This window comes from Mesorhizobium sp. M7A.F.Ca.ET.027.03.2.1, from assembly GCF_003999175.1.
Classification (GTDB): domain Bacteria; phylum Pseudomonadota; class Alphaproteobacteria; order Rhizobiales; family Rhizobiaceae; genus Mesorhizobium.
The window spans coordinates 1-906 of sequence record NZ_RZOM01001580.1 but is presented as its reverse complement, the minus strand read 5'-3'; the positions used below and the strand labels follow the sequence as shown (position 1 = coordinate 906).

Below are 906 nucleotides of genomic sequence, written 5' to 3'. Positions count from 1 at the left end.
GACCGGTGTTCTGACAAAGTCGATCCATGCCGACCCGTTGACCATCATCCGCTGGCGCGGCTTTGTCGGCGCCATCCTGATCAGCTTCTATGTGCTGTGGCGGCGTCACCGTTCCGGTAACCGCGAAACGCTGCGGCTTGGCTGGCGCGGCTGGCTGCTGGCGGTAGAGGGAGCTCTGGCCAGCATCGCCTTCATCTCGGCGTTCAAGTTCACCTTCGTCGCCAATGTCGCGGTCATCTATGCCACAGCACCTTTCGTCACCGCGCTGCTGGCTTGGGTTCTGACGCGCGAACCCTTCCGGTTGCAGACGATGGTCGCCGCCGCCGTGTCGCTGTGCGGCGTGGCGATCATGGTCTGGTCCGGCTTCGGCAGTGGCAATCTGTTCGGCGACGGACTGGCACTGCTGATGACCATCGGCAGCGGCCTCTACATGATCATGGTGCGCGCGTTCCGCGACACGCCGGTGGTGTGGGCCGGCGCGGTTTCGGCGTTCCTGCTGTTCCTGCTCGGCTGGTTCGTCACCGATCCGCTGGCGGTTTCGCCAAGGGATGCCGTTCTGCTCGCCACGTTCGGCGCGTCCTTTGCGTTATCCTCGATCCTGTGGACGGAGGGCGCGCGGCTCATCCCGCCGGCCGAATCCGGGCTGCTCGGCTCGGCCGAAGTGCCGTTCGCGATCCTGTTTGCCTTCCTGTTCCTGGGCGAGATTGCACCAGCCGCCAGCATGATCGGCGGCATCATCGTGTTGTGCGCGGTGTTCGCCCATGCGGGGCGGGATTGGCTGAGGGCCCGCTCGCAACGCATGGCCGGCCCCGGAACGCGTGGCGTCAAATATTTCTTAAAAAAGTGACACAGTCACGGAACCATCATCCGGGTCAGGCATTATGGGTGCGACGGGCCATCCCCAAG

General features: G+C 64.3%; 1 protein-coding gene. It reads left to right on the top strand.

All coding sequences use genetic code 11. The features are described 5' to 3' along the window. The coding region (locus EN750_RS36565; RefSeq protein ID WP_145968299.1) for a DMT family transporter at positions 1 to 847 on the top strand (847 nt) is incomplete at its 5' end. Positions 848 to 906: the final 59 nt, after the last annotated feature.